This window comes from Mucilaginibacter auburnensis, assembly GCF_002797815.1.
Lineage (GTDB): Bacteria > Bacteroidota > Bacteroidia > Sphingobacteriales > Sphingobacteriaceae > Mucilaginibacter > Mucilaginibacter auburnensis.
On record NZ_PGFJ01000001.1, the window covers coordinates 1,999,298 to 2,020,539 of the forward strand.

A 21,242-nucleotide genomic window follows, 5' to 3' on the forward strand; every position below is an offset into this window, starting at 1 on the left:
AACTAATCTTTTCAAAACCGCTATCTTAGCACAATGCTTGATTTGATCATTATAGGTGCTGGCCCTATTGGTATTGCCTGTGGACTGCGCGCGCAAAAGGAAGGTTTGAATTTTGTTATTGTTGAAAAAGGCTGCCTGGTAAATTCATTGTTTAACTACCCGTCAACAATGACCTTCTTTTCCACTTCCGAAAAACTGGAGATTGGCGGCGTTCCATTTGTAACCATCAACAACAAGCCAAACCGTGCCGAAGCCCTTGAATATTACCGCAGGGTTGCTACATCTCATAATTTACCTGTAAAGCTTTTTGAAGCGGTGCAAAGCATAACCGCGGAGGGGGGGATATATACAGTTACAAGCATAAAAGCAGTTTACCAAGCTAAAAATGTAATTATCGCTACTGGCTTTTATGATGTTGCAGTAACGCTTGATATACCCGGCGAAGACCTGTCAAAGGTTAAACATTACTACAAAGACCCTCATTATTTTGCAATGCAAAAGGTGGTTGTAGTAGGCTCAAGCAACTCTGCCATTGATGTAGCATTAGAAACACACAGAAAGGGCGCCGAAGTTACGCTTGTTATTCGTGGTGAAGAAGTAAGTAACAGGGTTAAGTATTGGGTGCGTCCGGATATTGTGAACAGAATAAAGGAGGGGAGCATCAAGGCTTATTTTAATTCCAATTTAAAAGCTATTCGCGAATACGAAGTAGATATTGAAACGCCTGAAGGAGTAGTGACTGTTTCGAATGATTTTGTAATGGCCATGACGGGTTATAAACCCAATTTTGAGCTGCTAAAAAAATGGGGACTTAATTTATCTGAAAACAAATTTATCCCGCAATACAATCCTGAAACAATGGAAACTAACCTATCCGGTTTATATCTGGCGGGAGTGGTTTGCGGCGGATTGGATACACATTTATGGTTTATTGAAAACTCGCGGGTACATGCAGAAATGATATTAGATGATATAGTGTCAAAGCGATAATTGAATGCTTTTATTCACAGCGAATTATTAAGCTATTGTAAACTTATTTTTATTACCTGTTCACTCAGTCAACTTAATCAACTTTTTCCTTGTATAAGTTAAAAATAATGCAAACTTTTGCGTCAAATTTCAAATAAAACAAACAACGATAGAAATGAACCTTCAAAGCATAAATAAGCCTGCTGCGAGAGCTACCAAAGCTCCGTTAGCCGCTGCTTTGGTTTCAACTGTTTTATTTACCCCATCTCGACGAAGACTCTACATCCCAAGAGTTTAATTGAAGCGCGTTGCCTCAAAAAAACCGAAGTTGTTTTAAACTTCTGCGTCAAAAAACACTTTAATTACTAAGGCCTTAAAAGCCAAAATTTAAAAGTAATTTTTCTATCATCAATAATGACCATACAAGATTTTGATATACAGGTAGCATCCGCACAACACGTTGATTATGCTCAGCAAATTTGCGATGAGATGGCCAATTCTGCCAAAGCACGCGGTACAGGCATTGCCCAGCGCTCGCCTGAGTATGTTGCCAATAAGATGCTGGAAGGAAAGGCGGTTATAGCGTTGCATAAAGATGGTACATGGGCAGGCTTTTGCTACATTGAAACATGGAGCCATGGCGACTTTGTTGCTAACTCCGGCTTGATAGTTTCTCCTGAATTTAGAAAAGTGGGCTTGGCTAAGTCTATCAAGCATAAAATTTTCGAGCTTTCTCGTAAAAAATATCCTGAGGCTAAGCTATTTGGTTTAACTACGGGGCTCGCGGTGATGAAGATCAACTCGGAGTTAGGTTATGAACCTGTAACTTATTCAGAACTTACGCAGGATGAAGAGTTTTGGAAGGGCTGCCGCAGTTGCGTTAATTATGATATTTTAACCAGCAAAGAGCGTAAAAACTGTATGTGTACAGCTATGCTGTTTGACCCCGCCGAAAAACAAAAGGAACAGGAGAACAAGCTGGAAAAAATAACTCACAAAGCTAATTTGTTTAAACGTATTGAAACTGCTATAAAGAGTTTTGGGCAAAGTTTGGACGAGTCTTTAAAATAGAATGAATGGTATAGACGCAATATGTAGCGTCTGCTTACAACTATAATTAATAAAAGGCGTAAGGTATTGCGTCTCTATAACCAACAACAATGGAAAAAAAGAAAGTAGTTTTAGCTTATAGCGGTGGATTAGACACCTCATTTTGCTGTATTTATCTTACAAGAGATTTAGGTTACGAAGTGCATTCGGTAATTGTAAACACCGGCGGTTTTAGTGAAGAAGAGCTGAAAACGGTTGAAAAACGCGCTTATGAAATGGGTGTAACCTCTCACCATGTGGTTGATGAGACTAAGAACTTTTACAATACCTGCGTGCGCTATTTAATTTACGGTAACGTACTTAAGAATAATACTTACCCGCTATCTGTAAGCGCTGAGCGCGTTAGCCAGGCTACAGCTATTGCTAATTATGCTAAAGAGATAGGCGCTGAGTTTGTTGCACATGGCAGCACCGGTGCGGGTAACGACCAGGTTAGGTTTGATATGATCTTCAATATCCTCATTCCTAACGTAGGTATCATTACGCCAATACGCGATTTGAAATTGAGCCGTGAAGCAGAGATAGAATATCTTAAAAAACATGGTGTTGAAATGAATTTTGAAAAGGCCAAGTATTCTATCAACAAGGGCATATGGGGTACATCTGTAGGTGGTAAAGAAACGCTTACTTCAAACCTTGGTTTACCTGAAGATGCATGGCCAACTCAGGTTACTGCAACCGAAACAAAAAACGTTGAGTTGGAGTTTGAGAAAGGCGAGTTAGTTGGGTTAAATGGCGTAAAATTTGACCATCCAACCAAAGTGATACAAGAGCTGCAAGCTATTGCCGGTTCTTATGGTGTTGGTAGAGATATTCACGTTGGTGACACCATTATCGGAATAAAAGGTCGTGTTGGTTTTGAGGCTGCTGCACCAATGATCATCATTAAAGCGCACCATACTTTAGAGAAACACACACTAACCAAATGGCAGTTAACGTGGAAAGATCAGTTATCTATGTTCTACGGTAACTGGCTGCATGAAGGACAGTTCCACGACCCAATTATGCGTAATATGGAAGCCTTCCTTACCGATACGCAGAAACAGGTAAGCGGTAAAGTATTTGTTGAATTACAGCCTTACCGTTTCCAGGTTGTAGGCATCGAGTCTGACCACGATTTAATGTCAAACAAATTTGGCAGCTACGGTGAAATGAACAACGCATGGAGTGGGGAAGACGTCAAAGGCTTCTCTAAAATATTTGGTAATCAGGTAATGATCTACCATAAAGTAAATGCCACCGAAGCTTAATTATGGAAGCGGTGTCAAATACATTCAATCAGGTTCCCCCTTTAGGGGGCGGAGGGGGTGTGTTTTCAAAGAGCGAGTGTATAGCGCATTACACCTGGGGCGATGATTGCCATGGGTGGACCTTTGTTGACACCGAAGCATTGTCTGTTAAGCAAGAATTGATGCCACCTGATACTGCCGAGCAACTGCATTATCATGAAAAGGCATCACAAGTGTTTTTTATTTTAAAAGGTCGCGCACTCTTCACTATTGACGGTGTTGAAACCGAGTTAAGGGAGCAGCAGGGTATGGAAATATTACCTGGTAGGAAGCATATGATTGATAACCGCCAACAAGCAGACCTGGAATTTATTTTATACAGTTATCCATCAACAAAAAATGATAGAGTTAACTGTTAAACGCATAACGGCGAATGAGGCTGATCTGGTTGCAGAACTGTTTGATAAATACAGAATATTTTATAAACAAGAATCGGAAATGGCGTTAGCTGAAAGTTTCATTAATGATAGGCTTAGTAATAACGAGTCGGTTATTTATGTTGCTTTATGGGACAATAAGCCGGTAGGTTTCACGCAGCTTTATCCAAAGTACTCGTCTATGCGAGCGGTGAAGAATTGGATATTGAATGACCTGTATGTAGATGAAGCCTATAGAAACAAAGGAATTGCGTCAAAACTGATACAAGCTGCAATGGATTTTGCAAAAGCTAACAAGGCTAAGTTTGTGCAGTTGGAAACGCAGACTGATAATTTTAATGCCCAACGCTTATACGAATCTGTTGGGTTTATACAACAGCAACCGGATACCGAGTTCATGGTGTACCGTAAGGCCGTTGATAACAACTAATATCATGACTAAAATAAAAGCAGGAATAGTGGGTGGAGCAGGTTATACCGGCGGTGAAATGCTGCGGATCCTGATCAATCACCCTGACGTTGATATAGCTTTTGTACACAGCAACAGCAATGCAGGTAACCATATTTACGAGGTGCACACCGATTTGTTTGGTGATACCGACATGCGCTTTACCGATGCGTTATCAACCGATGTTGATGTGCTGTTTTTATGCGTAGGTCATGGTGATGCGCGCAAGTTTTTAGATGCTAACCCAATTCCGGATAGGGTTAAGATAATCGACTTAAGTCAGGATTTCAGGCTTTCTGCAACATCTACTCATGGCGACAAAAGCTTTGTGTATGGTTTGCCTGAGTTGAATAAGGAAACTATTAAATCGGCTCAGAACATTGCTAATCCGGGTTGCTTTGCAACTACTTTACAGTTGGGCTTATTGCCTTTGGCTGCAAAAGGTTTGTTGAACAGTGAGGTGCATATATCTGCTACCACAGGTTCAACAGGAGCGGGACAAAGCCTTGCAACTACGTCGCATTTTACATGGCGTAATGATAACCTTTCTGTTTATAAGGCATTTGGTCATCAGCACTTAAATGAGATAGGGCAATCACTCAACCAATTACAGCCTGATTTTGGTCAGACGCTGAATTTTATTCCTTATCGCGGCGACTTTACCCGCGGTATATTCGCTGCTATCCATTTAGATAGCCAGTTGGAGGAGGATGAGGCTTTGAAGCTTTATCATGATTTTTACGCCGAACATCCGTTTACGCACGTAACCAGCAGAAATATTGACTTAAAACAGGTAGTTAACACCAATAAAGTGTTTTTGCAGATTAAAAAACATGGCAGTAAACTTTTTATAATAAGCATTTTAGACAATTTACTTAAAGGCGCGTCAGGACAAGCCGTTCAAAACATGAACCTACTATTTTGCCTGGATGAACGCGCCGGCTTACGACTCAAAGCAGCAGCCTTTTAAGGTAATGATGTAAATCAATAAAATGTTAATACGTCATTCTGAGGGAAAGAAGCAAGCTCACGTCGACAGTCAGCCGGCATAACATAGTCAGGGATTGCTTCGTACCTCGCAATGACAGTAAAAAATTAAGAATGAAACTATTCGACGTATATCCAATTAATCCTATCAACATTGTAAAAGGTGTTGGCAGTTTAGTTTATGATGATAAAGGCCAGGAATACCTGGACCTATATGGCGGTCATGCCGTAATTTCTATTGGTCACACACATCCGCACTACGTAAAACGATTGGAAGACCAGTTGCATAAAATAGGGTTTTACTCTAATTCTATTGAGATTCCTTTACAGGCTCAATTAGCTGAAAAGCTGGGTAAAGTGTCGGGGAAAGAAGATTATCAATTATTTTTGTGTAATTCAGGTGCTGAAGCCAACGAGAATGCCATGAAACTGGCCTCGTTCTATAACGGTAAAAAGAAAGTGATCTGCTTTACAGGAGCATTTCACGGACGTACATCGCTGGCTGTTGCTGTTACTGATAACCCTAAGATTGTTCCACCGGTTAATGAGAGCGACAATGTGGTACGCCTGCCATGGAAAGATGAAGCCGCTTTGGAGCAAGCTTTTGCCGAGCATGAAATATCGTCGGTTATAATTGAAGGTATTCAGGGTGTGGGTGGCATACAGGTAGCGCCGGAAAGCTTCCTGCAGAAGATCAGAACACTTTGCGATGAGCACAACGCGGTATTTATTGCTGATTCGATTCAGTGCGGTTACGGTCGTTCAGGTAAATTTTACTCCCATGATTATGCCGGTGTTGACGCGGATATTTACACCATGGCTAAGGGCATAGGCAATGGCTTCCCAATTGGAGCTATTAGTATATCTCCAAAAATACAGCCTGCTTATGGCATGTTGGGCACTACCTTCGGCGGAAACCATTTAGCTTGCGCTGCTGCTTTGGCTGTGCTGGAAGTAATGGAAGAGGATAAACTGATACAGAATGCTGCCGAACGCGGATCTTATTTGATCGAAGAACTTAAGAAGTTTGATCAGATTAACGAGGTGCGTGGTAGGGGCTTGATGATAGGCATTGATCTGCCGGCCGAGTTGGCTCATGCAAAAAAAGATCTGCTGTTTAAGCATCATATATTCACCGGCGAAGCCAAACCAAATGTGATAAGGCTTTTACCTGCACTAAATTTAACTAAAGCACACGCCGACCAGTTTTTAGAGGCGTTTAGTAAAGTATTGCGCCCCCTCTAAGTCTCCCCCGGTAGGGGAGATTTTTGCGGGTTCATTTTATAATTAAGATTTTAAGTCCCTCTCTACCGGAGAGGGATTTAGGGAGAGGCTTATGAAACTTTTTACATCAGTACACGACGTAACCGATATTAACTCGTTAGCAGCCGAAGCATTGGCGCTTAAACAAAATCCATATGCTTATAAGCATCTCGGCGAAAATAAAACCCTCGGACTTGTTTTTTTAAACCCGAGCCTGCGTACCCGCATGAGCACCCAAAAGGCCGCCATGAATTTGGGTATGAATGTTATGGTGTTAAACATAGACAAAGAAGGCTGGGCGCTGGAATTGCGCGACGGCGCTATTATGAATGGTACCACCGTTGAGCACGTACGAGAGGCTGCTGCCGTAATGGGCCAGTATGTTGATATTATTGGCGTACGCTCTTTCCCGGGATTGAAAGACAGGGAAGAGGATTACAGCGAAACCATATTTAATAAATTTGTTGATTTTTGTGGGGTGCCTGTTGTAAGTTTGGAATCTGCTACGCGCCACCCGCTGCAGAGTTTAGCCGATCTGGTTACTATTACCGAACTGAAAACCCGTAGGCGACCAAAGGTTGTTTTGACTTGGGCTCCGCATATTAAGCCGCTTCCGCAGGCAGTACCTAACTCATTTGCCGAGTGGATGTGCAAAGCAGATGTTGAATTTACCATCGCACATCCTGAAGGTTACGAGTTAAATGCTGATTTCACCAACGGCGCCACCATTACGCATAATCAGGACGAAGCTTTGGCTGATGCTGATTTTATCTATGTAAAAAACTGGTCGGCTTATGAGCCTTATGGTAAAGTACTGCCGGGTAATGAAGACTGGATGCTTACCAATGAGAAACTAAAAGGAACCAATGATGCGAAAGTAATGCACTGCTTACCTGTACGCCGTAATTTGGAGCTTTCTGATGAGATATTGGATGGGCCAAACTCGGTAGTAGTACATGAAGCCGGTAACCGTGTTTGGGCAGCCCAGGCGGTTTTGAAACATATGTTGGAGGCATTATAATGATTCTAATCGCGCTGAACTGATTTCCGCATCTCATATACAAGTTGTTAACGAGTTGCCGAAATGAATTCGGTATACCAGTAATTGTAATTAGGTCTTTATACTAATTCATGATTCTAACATCTTGCCTCTCAAACAATGTATATCCCTAAAATAAACTTAATGGCTGACCGGGCAGAAGCCATCAGCTTTATGCAGCGGTACAATTTTGCAACCATTGTTACGGTTAATAATGGAGTGCCAAACGCTACGCATCTGCCATTTGTAGTGAAGGAGCGGGATGGCCAGATAGTTTTGTTATCACATTTTGCCAAAGCTAATCCGCAGGCTGATGAATTGCTGGAGTGCAAACCCTTGGTAATATTTGCCGAACCTCATGCTTACATCTCCACAAAAAACTATGAGCATGAACGCAATGTGCCTACCTGGAATTACATAGCTGTACATGCTTATGGTACAGTAACTTTGTTAGAAAGTGAAGAGGAAAAGGTAAAGCTACTGGAGGAAAGCATTCAATTTTATGAAGCCGCTTATATGCCGCAATGGGATGCTTTACCTCAGGATTATCGCTCAGGCTTAATGAAAGGAATTGTTGGCTTTGAAATTGTGGTTAATGATTTGCAGGGAAAAAGTAAAATCAGCCAAAATCGTTCAGCAGCTGAACGCCAAAATATCATTAAAGACCTTAGCAACCACGCAGATACCGCCGCCCGCGATATTGCCGATTATATGAAAGAACAACATTAATCCGATTCCTGCACTTTTGTTGCATCTGCAGAATTGATGAGCTTGTTCAATGTTAGGCCCTGAACGATTACTGAAAATATCACAATAAAATACGCCCCTGCTAAAATAGTATGCTTATAAGGTCCGTTAGGCAGGGCTAACGCTAAAGCTATTGAAATACCTCCCCGCAAACCCGCCCAGGTTAAAATATTCACACTCCTGTAGTTTACTTTAAGCCTTCTGCGCAGAAATGTTAACGGAAGCATTATACTTAACCAGCGCGCTACTAAGATAGCCACAATGCCAATGGCACCAGCCAGCCAGTACTTATCTAAAAATGGCAGGTTGATCATTTGCAGGCCTATCATTACAAAAAGTAAGGTGTTTAATATCTCATCTATCAACTCCCAAAACTTTTCAAGAGATTGATGCGAACGTTCCGTATTATCATAATTAATGGAACGGTTACCGGCAAATAAACCAGCCGAAACAATAGCCAGCGGTATAGAAAATTCAAGGTAGGCGCAAATTACCGAGATACTCATAACCAGCGCCAGAGAAACCAGCACAATGGTTTGAAAATCATTAATGGATTTCATGAGTCTGAAAGCAATAAAGCCAAATAATAACCCTAAAAAAATGCCGCCAAATACAGATTTGATGAACATAAACACAGCCTCGCCAACATCTATATTTTCTGTGCCGGTGCGGGCTATTTGCAAAAGGGTGATAAACAGAACCAGGCCAATGCCATCATTAAATAAGGATTCGCCGGTTATAATAGTCTCCAGTTTATCGGGGAGCTTTGAGTTTTTGATGATGGCACTAACAGCTACAGGGTCAGTAGGCGAAATAAGCGCGCCAAACAAAAAACAATAAACAAGTGGTATATCAAAATCAAAAAGTATTGAAATTCCGTAAAATATCACCCCAAATATTGCGCACGATAAAATAACGCCTATGGTACTCAATAGAAATACCGGTCGCATTTCTTTTTTCAGCCGTTTTACATTCAAGGTAAAGGCACCGGCAAAAAGTAAAAACCCCAGCATAATATTGAGTACAATTTCGGAGAAATCAATATTGCGGGCCAGCAGGGTTAAGTACTTCGCTGCATCGGGGAAAAAGTTTTTGAACGCTATAGTTAATATAGAACCTATAATAGCTACACTAATAACACCGATGGTGCCCGGCAGTTTAACAAATCGGGCATTGATATAAGAGTAAAATGCACTCACTATCACTAAAAGGGCAATTAATGCAAACAGATCCATTTATGGATAAATTATTTAATGATCGGGATCAACTTTTCGTGTTTCGGTATTAAAGGGCCTTAAAATAAGCCTGTTATCGCTATTTTTAGTCAGGTAGTTAATTACCCATTCCATAAAAACAGCAGCTTTGTTAGAGAAGCCAGCCAACGACATAATATGCACAAAACCCCAAAGTATCCAGGCAATAAAGCCGGTTAATTTCAGCTTGCCAATATCAGCAAGCGCTTTGTTGCGGCCAACCGTAGCTAAAGTTCCTTTATCATGATATTTAAAGGGCACGGTTGGTTCTTCTTTGATAATTCGCAGCAGGTTTTTAGCCAGTTGCTGCCCTTGTTGTATAGCTACAGGCGCAACTCCCGGATGCCCGTTTGGAAATTCTTCGCTTATAATGGCTGATGTATCGCCAATGGCAAAAATATTTTGATAACCCGTAACACGGTTGATCTCGTCTGTTTGTATACGGGTGCCACGCGCTATGGTAGCATTTTCCAAACCTTCCGGAAACTCACCTTTAACACCCGCGGCCCAAAATACATTATGGGTTTTGATCACTTCTCCGTTGTTAATGGTTAAAGTACTTCCATCATAACTTTGCACGCGTACGCCGTTATAAACAGTCACTTTGTCGTTGATCAGATATTCTTTAGCAACTGTTGATGCTTTTTCAGACATGGCAGCTAATAAGCGTTCTTTGCTTTCTATGAGGTAAACACTCATGTGTTGCTCTTTTAAGTAACGGTAGTCTTTACTCAATATCAGCCGGCGCATCTCAGCTAACGCGCCCGATAGTTCAACACCGGTGGGACCGCCGCCCACTACAACAAAGGTCATCAGCGCTTCTCGTTCTTCCTCGTCGCGTGTTACCAATGCCTTTTCCAGATTTTGTAACACCAGTACACGCATGTTCAATGCTTCCGGCACGTTCTTCATAGGCATGGCAAAATGGGCTATTTGGTCATTACCTAAAAAGTTGGTGTTTGAGCCGGTAGCTACCACCAAATAATCATAGTGTATTGGGCCAATGTTGGTATCAAGCGTATTACTATCCGGATTGATCTTCAACACATTGGCCATGTTGAAATTAAAGTTATCCTGAAAAGTGAATATCCGGCGTATAGGGAAAGCTATGGAGTCTGCCGGTAAGGCGCCTACTGCAACCTGGTATAAAAGGGGCTGAAAGGTGTGGTAGTTATGCTTATCCAGCATTAATATTTCAACCGGAGTGTTTTTTAAATTTTTAGCTACTTGCAGCCCGGCAAAGCCGCCACCTATTATTACTACACGGGGTTTTTTATTGATGTTGTTGTCCATGTATCTGTTTTTCAATAAATGTACTCATCGGCATTTAAAATAATAATGATATTACACCGTGTATTAAATATAAACCTGCAATACGGTATATTGCAATTACAAAAATTTAAACATGAAAAAGCTTATACTGTTTTCTTTATTCGCATTGATAATAAGCGTAGCGGGTGCTCAGGTTAAAACTGTTGACAGCAATACCGACGGCAAGTATGTGCAGGTTAACGGCGCCAAACTTTGGGTTGTTACTATAGGAGAGGGCGACCCCATAATTTTTATAGCCGGTGGTCCCGGTGGCGCTCATCCGGGCCTGCGCAGTTTTGACCCCCTGGCTGAGAAAAAACATCAGCTCATTTATTTTGACGGCTTTGGCAGGGGTAAATCTGACACGGCAAAAAACGTTGCAGAATACACCATAGCACGCGATGTTGAAGATTTGGAAGGTTTGCGCAAAGCCTTAAATCTCAACAAAATTTCTGTTTTAGGTCATTCTTACGGTGGGGTAGTAGCGCAGGGTTATGCTATTAAGTATCCTCAAAATGTTAGTCATTTAATTTTGGCGGACACTTTCCATAGTTTTATTATGTGGCAGGAAAATGATGACAACTCCAACCACGAAATAAGAGTGGGTTATCCGGAAGTGTGGGACGAGCTGATGAAGATACGTGAACAGGGCGCCGTATCAAGCGATGCTAAACACCAGGAAATTTATGGCCGTGTTCCATACGGATTTATGTATGCCTATAATCCTGATAAATTTACAGGGCGTGGCGGCAAACCTTATCCTAATTCCTTCAATAGTAAACTGTATTACCAAATGGTGGGTAAGGATGGCGATTTTATTGTGGGTAGCGATATTGGCAATTTTGATTTCAGAAAACAGTTAAAAGATCTTAAAATGCCCGTACTGATAGTTACGGGAAGATATGATCGTGTTGCCGTGCCATGGATGGCTGTTAAGTACAAGGAGTATTGCCCGCAGGCACAATTTGTAATGTTTGAAAAATCGGGCCATAACCCACAGGTGGAAGAGCCTGAAAAAGAGTTTCAGCTCATTAACGAGTTTTTGGCGAAGTAACTTCAAAAACAAAGCCCCCGGATATTCATCCGAGGGGCTTTGTTCCATTACAATAAATTTTAACTATCTTTTATCCAGGTCTACATACTCACGGTTAGTAGCTCCGGTGTATATTTGACGCGGACGGCCAATTGGCTCCTTGTTCTCTTTCATCTCTTTCCACTGTGCAATCCATCCCGGTAAACGGCCAAGAGCAAACAATACAGTGAACATATCTGTTGGGAAGCCTAACGCACGGTAAATAATGCCTGAGTAAAAGTCAACGTTAGGATAAAGCTTACGTTCAACAAAGTATGGGTCTTGCAACGCAACTTCTTCCAGGCGTTTGGCAATTTCTAATACCTCATCGTTAATACCCAGTTTTTCTAAAATATCATCGCAAGCTTTTTTAATGATCTTGGCGCGTGGGTCAAAGTTCTTGTAAACGCGGTGACCAAAGCCCATTAAACGGAAAGGATCATTTTTATCTTTAGCTTTAGCTATCCATTTATCGGTATCTCCGCCATCGTTTTTGATCTGCTCCAGCATTTCAATTACGGCTTGGTTGGCGCCACCGTGCAGTGGTCCCCATAAAGCTGAGATACCTGCAGAAACAGATGCGTAAATGTTTGACTCAGATGAACCAACAATACGCACAGTAGAAGTAGAGCAGTTTTGCTCATGATCTGCATGCAGAATAAGCAAGGTATTCATTGCGCTAACCACTACCGGATCAATTTCCACTTCTTCTGTACGCTGACCGAAGGTCATGTTCAGGAAGTTGGTAACATAGTCGTATTTGTTTTGAGGATAAATAACCGGATGGCCCAAAGATTTCTTGTATATCCATGATACCACAGTAGCCATTTTAGCCAAAACCTTAATAATGCTTTGATTTTGCTCCTCGGCAGTTTGATTGGATTTTAATGATTCAGGGTAAAATGCAGACAGCGCGGCAACTAATGATGAGAGCTGACCCATTGGATGAGATTTTGACGGAAAACCATCAAAAAATTTCTTCATATCCTCGTGCAGCAGCGTGTGATGCGTTAAATCACTTTGAAATTTTGTAAGCTGCTCAGCCGTTGGCAACTCCCCATATATCAATAAATAGGCAACTTCAATAAAAGTTGATTTCTCGGCCAGTTGCTCAATTGGGTAGCCACGGTATTTTAATACGCCCAGCTCACCATCTAAAAACGTAATGTTACTTTTTGTAGCTCCTGTATTTTTGTAGCCCACATCAAGCGTTACATAACCCGTTTGATCTCTTAATTTAGAAATATCTATCGCTTTTTCACCCTCCGAACCCTCAATTACAGGGAGTTCATACGTTTTTCCATCAAGTTGTAGTTGTGCTTTGCCAGACATAGAAAGAATGTTAGTAAGCAACAAATATAGAAAATGAAAGCGTAATCCCTACACTATCGCATCTGTCAATTGTAAAAAACTTGTCCCGAAAACTATATTTTTTTCTACTGTTACGGCTTTGCTACGCACCTGTTAATTGTTATCTTTAAGAGCGTAAAATCGAAACGTTATTGTACATAAATGCATTTCAGCCTCTACCTTATAGTTGCTTTTGTCGGTTTAACATTATTATCTTTTTTAGTCATATTACTGGTACGCGGTCTATTAAAAAGGTTAGACAACAAAGTATCTGCGCACCTCAATGCACGCGATGATCTGAACGCTTTGTTAAATTCATTGAACGATGTAATATTTGAATTTAACGAGGAGAGAGTTTGCCTTAATGTTTGGTTCAATGAACGCGACGATAGGGTAGTTGATCCGCGGGTTTGTATCGGCAAAAAGCTGGAAGAAGTTATTGGTTATGAGAAAGCGCTTAAATTTAATCAAGCACTTGATTTTGCTATAGATTACAAGCAGCCAACTTCATTAGAGTATGTATCAGACTTTGGTACCGGAGCCTGGTTGTTAGCTAAAGTTACCCCGGTATTTGATAACAAGGGTAAATACCTCAATCGTGTTTCGGCATCGGTTTCAAATATATCAGAGCAAAAAAGATATGAGAGTAAGCTGAAAGAGAAAGAGCTGCTTTTACTTGAAGCACAGCATGTGGCCAAAATAGGTAATTGGCTGTATGATAAAGCAAGTCAGGAGATATTCTTATCGGAAAGCCTTTTCCGCATAATGGGAAGCGAGGGTTTAGCGCTAAAAGGCAGAGCCGCTTTTGAGTATTATATCAGTCTGGTTCATCACGACGACAGGGAAAAATGCCAATCTTTTTTGAGTGCTGTTTCATCTTCCGCAACGAAGCAGTTGGAGCACAAATTGATTACACCGGAAGGTGAGCTCAAATACATCAGGATTATTGTTGGAGACAAAACCTTAAATAACGACGGTACTATTCAGCGGGTGGCTGGAATTATACAAGACATTACGGAGATAAAATTATCCGAAAAACTTATTAAACGCGGCAAAGCGGAACTTATAGAAGCACAAACTATTGCCAAAATAGGTAATTGGAGTTGGCGCCCATCAACCAAAAAGTTATCATATTCTGATGAGCTTGTCAATATTTTTGAGGTAAATACCACAAAGTTTATCAGCATTTCTCCTTTTCGGTTCTTGTTGAAAGTGGTACACGAAAACGATAGGCAGATAGTTAGAAACCTATACAAAAGTGGTATCAATGCTTCAGATCATAGTTGCGTTTTCAGAATACTCACCTCTCAAAAAAAAGTAAAGTATATAAGTATTATCATTGGGAAGATACTGAGAAACGAAAAAGGACAACTAAACAAAATAATAGGTACGATTCAGGATATTACCGAACAAAAACAGTTTGAGCTGGATTACACCAGAACTGACGATAAATTTAAACGAATTTTAGAGGCCGTTAACCTGGTTGCAGTAACAGTTGACAGAACGGGCACCATTGTATTTTGCAACCAGCACCTGGCAAATTTGCTTGGCTACACACGCGACGAAATAATTGGAATGAATTGGTATAACTCATTTATTCCTGACGGCATAGTTCAGCACATAAACGGAATGATTGACGCGGATGCACTACCGAGTAAGTATACCAACGCCATCAAATGTAAAGATGGGAGTGAATGCATCATCAGTTGGAAAAACACCATGACGCGCGATGAGAACGGTGAGATAGACGAGATAACCGGCATTGGCGAGGATGTAACTGAGCAATTTCGTGTAACACAGGAATTGATATCGGCCAAGGAGATGGCTGAAAAGTCTTCAAAATTTAAATCAGAGTTCCTTTCAACCATGAGCCATGAGATACGCACACCCATGAACGCTGTTATAGGAACAACCAATTTGTTATTGAATGAAAATCCTCGTCCGGAGCAGATGGAATATCTTAATATATTGAAGTTTTCGGGCGAAAATTTATTGGCTATTATCAATGATATACTTGATTACAATAAAATTGAAGCAGGTAAACTTGAACTAAATCCTCAAAATTTTGACTTGCGGCAATTGGCCCAAAAAACCATTCATATATTTAGTGCGAGGGCAGCTGAAAAAAACCTGCAGCTTGAACTTTTAGCAGATGATGGTATTCCTGATAATTTAATGGGCGACCAGCAAAGGCTAAGTCAAATATTAAATAACCTGATAAGCAATGCGATCAAGTTTACAGATAGCGGAAAAATAACGTTGCAATTGCAACTAATAATTAAAGGTGATGCAGGCGTTACGGTGAAATTTGTTGTGGCAGATACGGGAATAGGTATTTCACCCGAACATCAATCTGTGATATTTGATCCGTTTGTTCAAGATCCGGTAATTAATCAACCGGTGCATATGGGCACAGGGTTGGGTTTGGCTATAACCAAACGTTTGGTAAATCTGCACAAAAGCGATATATCGGTAGTTAGCGATACAGGCAAAGGCGCACAGTTTACATTTGTTATCACGTTTGCATTAGCTCATACTGAAATAACCGAAGAGAAAAAGAATGTTGGCGTTCAGGATGTAGGCGCATTGAACGGAATGCAAGTGCTGGTTGTAGACGATAATAAAATGAACCTTTTAATAGCGTCGAAGTTTTTAAAGAAATGGCATATCAACGTAGATTCTGCAAACAACGGCGAAGAAGCAGTTAGCATAGCGGCGCAAAAGCGCTACGACTTAATCATAATGGATCTGCAAATGCCATTTATGAACGGTTTTGAAGCTACCGAAAAGATCCGCGAGTTTGATATTGAAGTGCCGATAATCGCGCTTACTGCAGATGCAATGCCTGATACTTACGACAAAGCTATATCATCTGGTATGAATGACTATCTAACCAAGCCATTCGTACCAGATGTTTTGTTTAATAAAATATCTACCTACTATAAAAAGCGCGATTATTAATCTTCGGCTTTGTAAAGGTCGCCGGCTTTCTCGGCAGATAGTTTAATGCCTTTTATCATAGCTGAACTAAACCCGTTATGTTCCATTTCATTTAATCCGGCAATGGTACAACCTTTCGGAGATGTTACCTTATCTATCTCTTGCTCAGGGTGCGAAGATAGCTGCAGTAAAAGATTTGCAGCGCCTTTAGCAGTTTGAGCCGCCATTTTTAAAGCATCATGTGCATGAAAGCCAATTTCGGTGCCACCCTGCGAAGCTGCCCGTACCGAACGCAAAAAGAAAGCTATGCCGCAGGCACACAAAGCAGTTGCTGATGTCATCAGCTCCTCATTGATCTGGATGCTTACGCCAACCGTGTCAAATAATGATTTCACCAGGTTTACATTTTTTACGCTGCCGTTATCAGTTGCTATACAGGTCATGGAGTCGCCTATGGCTATGGCCGTATTTGGCATAGCGCGTACCACCTGTACGTTCATTTCTAAATAGGAGCGTATGTCCTCGCAGCTAACGCCTGATATAACCGATACGAGCAATTGTTTTTCCGACTTGATAGCCGGTTTTATTTCATCAAGCAGTTTGTTGAGCTGTTGAGGTAATACTGCAAGTATAACAATGTCGGCACGTTTGGCGGCCTTCATATTATTGGTAGTGGTTTGATAACCCTGTGTTGCGTACTCGGCCATAGCGTCAACGTTACGGCGTGTAAGTGTTATTTGTTGTGGCTGCCACAGGCCTGATTTTACCAAGCCTTTAGCCAATGATAGACCAATATTTCCGCTGCCTAAAATGGCAACATGTTGTTGCGAACTCATGTGTTTTTACTTAATCGTGTACCAAACGGTTTATTCTCTCTAATATTACCCAGATCGTCTGATCGTCCTATCACTACCGCTTTAACACCACAGGCTATTGCCGTAAATGCGTTATCCAGTTTAGGTAGCATACCACTGTGGATGATCTGCTGTATTTTTAAATCTTCATAGCGTGCCGGATCAATTTCCCTGATAACTGATTCGTCATCATTCACATCCATCAACACACCCTTTTTCTCAAAGCAGTAGATCAATGTAGTTTCAAATAATCCTGACATTGCCACCGCTAAAGCCGACGCAATTGTATCGGCGTTGGTGTTTAATAGCTGCCCTTCGCCATCATGCGTAAGCGCGCTAAAAACCGGTGTAAAGCCTGCCTGTAATAAACTGGCTATACCGGTGCTGTTTATTGAACCATCAAATAAATCGCCTACAAAACCATAATCAATAGTTTTTACAGGGCGTTTACGTGCTTTTATCAGGTTGCCATCGGCACCTGTTAACCCAATAGCATTGGTGCCAAAGCGTTGCAGCTGTGCTACAATATTTTTGTTAACCAAGCCTCCGTATACCATGGTCACTACCCTAAGTGTCTCAACGTCAGTTATACGCCTGCCGTCAATCATTCTGGCTTCAATGCCCAAACTTTCAGATACCTGCGTGGCAATCTTTCCTCCGCCATGTACTAATATCTTGTAACCGTCTAAATCTTTAAAATCTTTAAGAAAATGATATAGATTTTCAGAATTATCTATAACATTTCCACCAATTTTAATAATATTAAGGGTGTTTGCAGTCATTATTCTATAATAATCGGCAAAAATAATCAAAAAACCATCAAAAATGTGTCAAATAGGTGTTATATAGATAACAAACTGATTGTTTAATTATAAAACTTATAAATACGTTGATTAACGTAAAAAATAGTTGTATAACTGAAAAATAAGTTTTACATTTGGTTATGGAAGAGTTGACCAAAACTGAAGAGCGCGTAATGCAGGTAATATGGAAGTTGAAAAGCTGCTTTGTTAAAGATGTTATTGATGCCTTGCCTGATGACCCTAAACCGCCGTATAATACCATATCTTCTGTTGTTCGCATCCTGGAAAAAAAAGGGTATTTGAATTATAAAGCTTATGGCAAAACGTACCAGTATTTCCCTGCTATAACTAAAGCAGAATACCGGAAGGCTTTCTTCAAAAAAATGATATCGGGTTATTTTGATAATTCGGTGGAGAGCCTGGTATCATTCATGGTAAAGGAAGAGCAGTTGAGCAAGGAAGATATTGATAAGATCAAAGACATCATCAACAAAAACAAATAAGCTTATGAACGCCGTGGTTTATTTATTTCAGGTAAGTGCATGCATGGGTATATTTTACCTGTTTTATTATGCGCTATTGAGCAGGTTTACCTTTTTTACAATTAACCGCTGGTATTTACTAATAACAATGGCGCTTAGCTTTGTTATACCATTGTTGACCATTACAGTGCAGCAAAACGAAGCCTATCCTGAAATTATTCAAAAGGTGGTGTATGTTAACCAGTTGCAAACTGTAGCCGAACCTCTAAAAATAAGCGCCGCGCCTGCAGTATCTGAACGTGTAAGCACGCCATTAAACTGGATGGAGGTTTTAACGACCCTTTACAAGCTTTCTGTTTTCGCGCTTTCTGCAAGACTTATAATTATAGTTGTTAGGTTTTTATCCAAAATGCGCAACAAAAAGCGCACTAAGGTGGACGGTGTGCAAATAGTAACTGGCGACAAAACACTCAACAACGGCTCCTTTTTTAATTATATTTTTTTAAACAGCGATGAGCTTACCGCTGATGAACTGCAACAGATCATTGCGCATGAAATGCTGCACGTTAAGCTGCTCCACTCTGTTGATCGCATTTTGGTTAAAATTGCCCAGGTATTTTTATGGTTTAACCCATTTGTTTACCTGTACGCCCAAGCTATTGAGCAAAATCACGAGTTTGAAGTGGATAGAGAAGTGGGTAACTCAACCAACAGACACAAATACGCCGAATTATTGCTGCATTTATCGGTCGCATCCGGTGGTAGTTTGTACCACAACTTTAGTATGGTTCCGCTTAAAAAACGTATTACAATGCTTTTTACTAAACCCACACATAAAATGAAAAAAGTAATTTACCTGCTTACAGTGCCGGTGGTGCTGATAAGCTGCCTGGCTTTTGCCAAATTGAAAAGCGACGATTCAACTTACAGAAAAGTTAAAATTGAAGCCGCTACCGATAATTCAGATACATCAAAGGTTCAATACAGGCAAAAGTCAAAACTCACGCCGGCACAACGTAAGGCGAATGATGAAGGCCGCCGAAAGGCGCTTGCCTATATGGAATCGGCAGAGGGAAAGAAGAAAATGGAACAAAGCAGGGCTGTATGGGGTAAAGAAATAACTGTTGCCGTTTTGAATGATTACAATAACGAAAAAGGCTTGTTCAGAGGAAGATTAGTTAAGGAAAAAAATACCGGTGCTGAGTTTTTGCTACCAAGTTGGTACGGACAATCAAAAAAGCTTAACACGCAAATTAAACAAGGCGATGAGTTGACAATTAAAGTTTTTAGCGGTGGGGTTAACCAGGAAAGCCCGGTAATTATCACGCCTGCTTATGTTATAAAAAACGGTAAGAAGATTTTTCAGTTAGCTGAGGCTGACAAAATCCCTGACTACCCATTTCTGTTTGAAGCTAATAAAGTGCGCTTTGCCGACGGGCAAATTACCCGGATCACAAAATATCCAAATGGTAAATGGAAAACAGCCGTATTTGAGCGTGTTAACGGTTATAAATTTAATTTAAGCTTTAAGCCCAACGCACCCGATCTGAATGGCATTGCAGACGGCGATCATGTTACATTACGCTTTGTACACGAAGTGAAAACCGGTGCTAAAGCGTACAAAATAGCCGACTGGGTGGCCATATCGCCAGATATAAAAGATTATGGCATTAAAAACCCCGACTTTTTCTTTAAGTTTTATGAAGTAAAAACTGATAAGTCAGATGTTTTAAAAGGCCAGCGTTCAGGCAGTAACAATTTAAATTCGATAAAACCTACAACAATAGGCAATGTAACAGAGCCTGTAAATAATCCGGTTGATTCGGAGCTTCCCGATAATGTAATTGACTCTATGGTTAAAGCGAAGTTTGGCGGCAAGGTGAGTATCGTTCGTGACATATTGGGAACTAAACTGGTTATTATTAGAAATGGTGAATACTTTGCGGGGTATGCTAACCTTAAAACGGTAAATAATATAAAAGAGGGCGACGAGATAGCAGAGGGTCAGGTATTAGGCAAAGCGGGTATTGACATGGACAACAACATTGCATGGAGCTTTGAGCTATACCATGGACAACAGCGAGTAACCCGGGAGGAAGAGCAACAGGCTATCATAAATAGTTTAGCATCGCCTAAGTTTAATTTCAGAATTAAATACAATGATGGTGTTTTTAGTTTAGCATCAACACGTTAAACAATATAAAAGTTATTTTTAACCTAAACATTACCAGTTAGGCCGCTGATTTTTTTTAGCGGCCTTTTTATTTTCTAACGTGGCCCAGCCATTTGCTAAATTGGTTTAAATAACTAAATTGCGCTATAAACCAATTATAAACCCTTTTACCGTAACAATTTTTTATGAGTACCCCAAACGCTATAGCCAACCCGGCTCCGTTAGGTTTGTGCGCTTTCGGCATGACCACCATTTTGTTGAACATTCACAATGCAGGCTTTTTTGAAATGAACTCCATGATACTGGGCATGGGCATTTTTTATGGCGGCCTGGCTCAGGTTATTGCCGGTATTATTGAAGCAAAAAAAGATAACACTTTCGGCTTAACAGCCTTCACCTCATACGGCTTTTTCTGGCTGTCATTAGTATGTTTAATTGTGATGCCTAAGTTGGGTTGGGTAGAAAAAACCTCCAATAATGCCATGGTAGCTTACCTTTCTGTTTGGGGATTGTTTACGCTATTGTTGTTCTTCGGTACACTGCGTTTAAGTAAGGCACTGCAATTTGTGTTTGGCTCGTTAGTGATATTGTTTGCTTTATTGGCCATAGGCGATGCTATGGAAAACCCAACCATTAAAACGCTGGCAGGTTACGAAGGTATCATCTGCGGTGCATCTGCAGTGTATACCGGGATTGCGCAGGTATTGAATGAAATTTATGGCAAAACAGTTTGGCCTTTAGGTCCGGTTCAAAGATAAAATGCTGTAACTTGCAG

The 21,242-nt window shown here is 40.8% G+C and carries 19 protein-coding genes; 14 read left to right on the forward strand and 5 right to left on the reverse strand.

Features of this window, described 5'->3' with window-relative positions; translation table 11 throughout:
• Positions 1-33 precede the first annotated feature (33 nt).
• The 9 genes from CLV57_RS08935 to CLV57_RS08975 all read left to right on the forward strand — a co-directional run bounded on the left by CLV57_RS08935 (position 34) and on the right by CLV57_RS08975 (position 8,211).
• A complete protein-coding gene (locus CLV57_RS08935) occupies positions 34-990 on the forward strand; it encodes a YpdA family putative bacillithiol disulfide reductase (protein WP_100340955.1) in 957 nt (318 codons plus the stop codon).
• 393 nt (positions 991-1,383) lie between these two features.
• The gene (locus CLV57_RS08940; RefSeq protein WP_100340956.1) at positions 1,384-2,040 is read left to right on the forward strand and encodes an N-acetyltransferase; all 657 of its coding nucleotides are present in this window, start codon (positions 1,384-1,386) and stop codon (positions 2,038-2,040) included.
• 89 nt (positions 2,041-2,129) lie between these two features.
• Entirely contained in the window at positions 2,130-3,329 is a 1,200-nt protein-coding gene (gene argG, locus CLV57_RS08945; protein ID WP_100340957.1) for an argininosuccinate synthase, read from the forward strand.
• Positions 3,330-3,331: 2 nt separating this feature from the next.
• Positions 3,332-3,727, forward strand: coding sequence for a cupin domain-containing protein (locus CLV57_RS08950; RefSeq protein WP_100340958.1), 396 nt, complete (start codon positions 3,332-3,334; stop codon positions 3,725-3,727).
• Positions 3,708-4,175 carry a GNAT family N-acetyltransferase gene (locus CLV57_RS08955; protein WP_100340959.1) on the forward strand — a complete coding sequence of 156 codons (468 nt, stop codon included), beginning with the start codon at positions 3,708-3,710 and terminating at the stop codon, positions 4,173-4,175. The genes CLV57_RS08950 and CLV57_RS08955 overlap by 20 nt, the downstream gene beginning before the upstream one ends.
• Before the next feature lie 4 nt (positions 4,176-4,179).
• Positions 4,180-5,163 (forward strand): N-acetyl-gamma-glutamyl-phosphate reductase, encoded by a 984-nt coding sequence (argC, locus tag CLV57_RS08960; RefSeq protein WP_100340960.1) that lies wholly within the window; start codon positions 4,180-4,182, stop codon positions 5,161-5,163.
• Positions 5,164-5,294: 131 nt separating this feature from the next.
• Positions 5,295-6,425 (forward strand): aspartate aminotransferase family protein, encoded by a 1,131-nt coding sequence (locus tag CLV57_RS08965; RefSeq protein WP_100340961.1) that lies wholly within the window; start codon positions 5,295-5,297, stop codon positions 6,423-6,425.
• Positions 6,426-6,516: 91 nt separating this feature from the next.
• Complete coding sequence (locus CLV57_RS08970; protein ID WP_100340962.1) at positions 6,517-7,464, forward strand: N-acetylornithine carbamoyltransferase; 948 nt, start codon at positions 6,517-6,519, stop codon at positions 7,462-7,464.
• Positions 7,465-7,602: 138 nt separating this feature from the next.
• Positions 7,603-8,211 carry an FMN-binding negative transcriptional regulator gene (locus tag CLV57_RS08975; RefSeq protein ID WP_100340963.1) on the forward strand — a complete coding sequence of 203 codons (609 nt, stop codon included), beginning with the start codon at positions 7,603-7,605 and terminating at the stop codon, positions 8,209-8,211.
• On the opposite strand, the gene CLV57_RS08980 is transcribed toward CLV57_RS08975, so the two are convergent.
• Complete coding sequence (locus CLV57_RS08980; RefSeq protein ID WP_100340964.1) at positions 8,208-9,464, reverse strand: cation:proton antiporter; 1,257 nt, start codon at positions 9,462-9,464, stop codon at positions 8,208-8,210. The two genes, CLV57_RS08975 and CLV57_RS08980, sit on opposite strands and share 4 nt — an antisense overlap.
• A gap of 15 nt (positions 9,465-9,479) precedes the next feature.
• Positions 9,480-10,790 (reverse strand): NAD(P)/FAD-dependent oxidoreductase, encoded by a 1,311-nt coding sequence (locus CLV57_RS08985; RefSeq protein WP_317044577.1) that lies wholly within the window; start codon positions 10,788-10,790, stop codon positions 9,480-9,482.
• Between the two features lie 97 nt (positions 10,791-10,887).
• Here CLV57_RS08985 and CLV57_RS08990 point away from each other — a divergent pair, with 97 nt between their 5' ends.
• Positions 10,888-11,847, forward strand: a complete 960-nt coding sequence (locus CLV57_RS08990; protein ID WP_100340966.1) for an alpha/beta fold hydrolase — start codon at positions 10,888-10,890, stop codon at positions 11,845-11,847.
• A 63-nt stretch (positions 11,848-11,910) separates the two neighbouring features.
• Here CLV57_RS08990 and CLV57_RS08995 read toward each other — a convergent pair whose 3' ends face one another.
• Entirely contained in the window at positions 11,911-13,197 is a 1,287-nt protein-coding gene (locus CLV57_RS08995) for a citrate synthase (RefSeq protein ID WP_100340967.1), read from the reverse strand.
• Between the two features lie 180 nt (positions 13,198-13,377).
• Here CLV57_RS08995 and CLV57_RS09000 point away from each other — a divergent pair, with 180 nt between their 5' ends.
• Positions 13,378-16,176: a PAS domain-containing hybrid sensor histidine kinase/response regulator gene (locus tag CLV57_RS09000; protein ID WP_100340968.1), complete on the forward strand. Its 2,799-nt coding sequence runs from the start codon at positions 13,378-13,380 to the stop codon at positions 16,174-16,176.
• Here CLV57_RS09000 and proC read toward each other — a convergent pair.
• Together proC and argB are read right to left on the reverse strand one after the other, a co-directional pair.
• On the reverse strand, positions 16,173-16,991 hold the full coding sequence (gene proC, locus CLV57_RS09005; RefSeq protein WP_100340969.1) for a pyrroline-5-carboxylate reductase: 819 nt from the start codon (positions 16,989-16,991) through the stop codon (positions 16,173-16,175). The two genes, CLV57_RS09000 and proC, sit on opposite strands and share 4 nt — an antisense overlap.
• Positions 16,988-17,791 (reverse strand): acetylglutamate kinase, encoded by an 804-nt coding sequence (argB, locus tag CLV57_RS09010; RefSeq protein WP_100340970.1) that lies wholly within the window; start codon positions 17,789-17,791, stop codon positions 16,988-16,990. Before argB ends, proC begins: the two co-directional genes overlap by 4 nt.
• Positions 17,792-17,952: 161 nt before the next feature.
• Between argB and CLV57_RS09015 the strand changes: the two genes are divergently transcribed.
• The 3 genes from CLV57_RS09015 to CLV57_RS09025 all read left to right on the forward strand — a co-directional run bounded on the left by CLV57_RS09015 (position 17,953) and on the right by CLV57_RS09025 (position 21,225).
• Complete coding sequence (locus CLV57_RS09015; RefSeq protein WP_100340971.1) at positions 17,953-18,315, forward strand: BlaI/MecI/CopY family transcriptional regulator; 363 nt, start codon at positions 17,953-17,955, stop codon at positions 18,313-18,315.
• A 4-nt stretch (positions 18,316-18,319) separates the two neighbouring features.
• Positions 18,320-20,488: a M56 family metallopeptidase gene (locus CLV57_RS09020; protein WP_100340972.1), complete on the forward strand. Its 2,169-nt coding sequence runs from the start codon at positions 18,320-18,322 to the stop codon at positions 20,486-20,488.
• Between the two features lie 164 nt (positions 20,489-20,652).
• Positions 20,653-21,225: an acetate uptake transporter gene (locus CLV57_RS09025; RefSeq protein WP_100340973.1), complete on the forward strand. Its 573-nt coding sequence runs from the start codon at positions 20,653-20,655 to the stop codon at positions 21,223-21,225.
• The last annotated feature ends 17 nt before the right edge of the window (positions 21,226-21,242 follow it).